3 protein-coding genes are annotated in these 3,126 nt (G+C 43.8%); 1 reads left to right on the top strand and 2 read right to left on the bottom strand.

Features of this window, described 5'->3' with window-relative positions; translation table 11 throughout:
• The first annotated feature begins 137 nt into the window (after positions 1–137).
• Positions 138–1,355, top strand: a complete 1,218-nt coding sequence (locus tag VIP81_RS15210) for a metallophosphoesterase family protein (RefSeq protein ID WP_331962302.1) — start codon at positions 138–140, stop codon at positions 1,353–1,355.
• Between the two features lie 36 nt (positions 1,356–1,391).
• On the opposite strand, the gene VIP81_RS15205 is transcribed toward VIP81_RS15210, so the two are convergent.
• Complete coding sequence (locus tag VIP81_RS15205) at positions 1,392–2,267, bottom strand: DUF4349 domain-containing protein (RefSeq protein WP_331962299.1); 876 nt, start codon at positions 2,265–2,267, stop codon at positions 1,392–1,394.
• Positions 2,268–2,287: 20 nt separating this feature from the next.
• On the bottom strand, positions 2,288–2,941 hold the full coding sequence (gene pnuC / locus VIP81_RS15200) for a nicotinamide riboside transporter PnuC (protein ID WP_331962296.1): 654 nt from the start codon (positions 2,939–2,941) through the stop codon (positions 2,288–2,290).
• Positions 2,942–3,126 lie beyond the last annotated feature (185 nt).

Below are 3,126 nucleotides of genomic sequence, written 5' to 3'. Positions count from 1 at the left end.
GAGTCTGTCAAATTATAAATAATTATTATTTATAAATAACCCTTAAAAAGGCGACTGCCATCCATATAAAAATAGCTTCCTTTTCTTAATTCCTTTGCTATTTTTAAGCACTATCCTGATATATATAATATATAAATATGAAAAAGACAATCAGTGAACAATCCCGTAGGTCATTCCTCGGCAACATTTCCAAAGCAGGATTATTAGGCATTACCGGATTTGTACCTGCCATTGCCCAGGCCGGCATTCGTCCAAAAGCAGCCGCACCAGAACATGCCTTCCTTTGCAAACCCTACCTCCAATATCCCGGCCCACACAGCCTTTCCGTGATGTGGCTCACAGCACGCCCCTGCTACAGCTGGGTAGAATACGGCACCCACGACCAGCTGAACCAGAAAGCACATAGTGTGACCAACGGACTGGTAGACGCTAATAACCGCCTCCACCGCATTGAACTGGATCAACTCCAGCCCGGGAAAAAATACAGCTATAAGGTTTATTCAAAAGACATCCTGTCGTTTGAACCCTATAAACTAACTTATGGCGATACCATCAGCAGCGATACCTACACCTTTACCGCCCCTGATCCGCAGGCAAAGGAAGTATCCTGGGTAATCATCAACGATATTCACGACCGGCCAGCCTCTATCCCGCACCTGATGGGCCTGAACGGCAATGATCCTTATGATTTTGTTTTTTTTAACGGAGATGTATTTGACTACCAGGCCGATGAACAACAGATCATTGACCATATGCTGACCCCCTGCGGCGATACCTTCTCTACCCAAACACCTTTTATGTATGTGCGCGGCAACCATGAAACCCGCGGCAAATACGCCAGGGAATGGCACCAATACTTCGATAATCCCGGCCATGGCAATTATTTCACCTTTACCATAGGACCGGTTTCCGCTATTGTTTTAGATACGGGAGAAGACAAAGAAGATGAACACCCGGTATATGCGGGCATCGTTGACTTTGACGCTTACAGGGTACAGCAGGCCCATTGGCTGGAACAACAATTGCAAAGTCCCGCCTTTAAGAAAGCAAAACATAAAGTAGTGATGATGCATATTCCCCACTACCATTCCGGCGAATGGCATGGCGTAAAACATTGCCGCGAAATGTTTGGCGAACTATTCAATAAACATAAAATCGATATCCTTATTTGCGGACATACCCACCAGTACGGCGTATATGCACCGGCCAAAGGTCAACATGAATATCCGCTGATCATTGGTGGTGGCCCCAAAGATGGTTTCAGAACCCTGATAAAAATAAAAGCCGATCAGCAAAAACTGGTACTAACCATGCTGAAAGACGATGGCACTAAAGTGGGTGAATACACTGTGTAAGTACGGGATGCCGGAGCACTAACTCCGGCATCCTTTTTATCCTTTTTTACCGGCGGCTATCAATGCGTTAACCACCAGGGCTAGTTTTCCCAATATCCAGGCAGCGGCAGCAGCGATGAAAATACTGGCCACCAACACCGCATAGTACTTGATGGTCCACTCCAGCGCTACTTTCACGCGAGTCACCCAACCAATTGTTTTTTCAGCAGCTCCTTCATACATGGAAAACTGTACGGTACAGAATTCATTCTCCGAATCAAAATTACCCAACTCTACGCCCAATCCCTGTAACTCTGTTTCCACTTCATAGATCCGGTTATGCAGGCTAATGAAATCTTCAATCCGTCCGTCTTTTTTCTTTAGCTCATTCAGGGAAGCCAGTGATTGCTCCAATGAAACCTTCTTCGCATTGAGTTTGCGGTATTCATTGGTCTTATCTGTTTTCGTAATTTCTGTAGATTTAATTACACCTATTTCCTGTGCTGCATGATAAAAAGAATCAAACTTCTCCGGCAAAACACCAATCAGCAATTGAATTTCACGATTGCCCTTATTGCCGGACTCCTGCTGGTATTGCACTGTGGCGTCAAATTTTTTAACAGTCCCATGGAGTAATTTTTCATCTTCTGTAAAATGCGATGACTTAGACCTCACGTTCGCTACTTTTTCATATTTCTGATTACTGGAAACATTGGCTGGTCCTGCATTTGAGGAATTATATGACTTCCCTTTTTCAGATGCATAATTCTTCCGCTGTTTTTCAATCCCGGAGAGGAAACTATTATTCCCGGAGTCCTCATACTGAAATCCCTTGTAGGTGTAGCCGTAAAGCATCCTGAAAAGAAACATTACAACAAAAATGGACATAAATACAACGGCTATACGCCGGAGCTTTTGCTTTGCAGTCAGCATAGGAATGGTAGTTTTGATGGTTATGATTTAGCTTGAAGAGATTGCTGTTGCCGGGCTTTCACCCACTTAATAAGTCCCAGCGTAGCGATGATCAACAGAATGAAATATTCTATTCCCAGGAATTTCACGCCTTTCTGAAAATAAATAATGGTGGCTACCACATCTACCAGCACCCATAGCAGCCAGTTTTCCCAGATTCTTTTAGCCAGCAGGATATTGGCAATCACACTTAAAACAGCCACCAGAGAATCTGTATAGGGGTAAGCAGCAGGATGTTCAAATATACCGGGCCACCAGGTATGCAAGCGACTGATGATGAAGCCCGTCACCCCGGAAAGCAGGATAGCAGCGCCTCCCAGCAGCCATCGTTGCCGGGTTCCCAACGCATATATGGGTTCATTTTCGGGCTGTTTTCTATACCAGAAAATCCAGCCATAAACGCCCGTGGCAAAGAAATATATCTGCAGAAACATGTCGGCATACAACTGTAGCTGCCAGAAGAGAATAAAGAAGCAGCTTACATTTACCAGTCCTACAGGCCAGGTAAAAATATGATCCCGGGCAGCCAGCCATACACATAACAATCCCGTTAGGGTGCCGATAAACTCTATGTAACTAACCGAATATCCCAACGCAGTAAAAAAGGAATGATCGATGCTAAAAAATGAGGTCATTTGATAAATTAAGTCAACTGCTACAATATTACAGGAATGTTTTATTATTCCCACATTCGTTTCATTAAACCCTGTGTGACAAGCTGTTGCAGGGGAAAATTATTTTGGAACTATTTTTGTCATATAGTACATATAGCGCCCAACTGCAGCATAGCGTTATAAAAAATTTAACAGATTCCTTTAAC

Source organism: Chitinophaga sp., from assembly GCF_036566945.1.
GTDB lineage: Bacteria > Bacteroidota > Bacteroidia > Chitinophagales > Chitinophagaceae > Chitinophaga.
The sequence above is the reverse complement of the archived record's forward strand: the minus strand, read 5'-3'. Positions and strand labels throughout refer to the sequence as shown.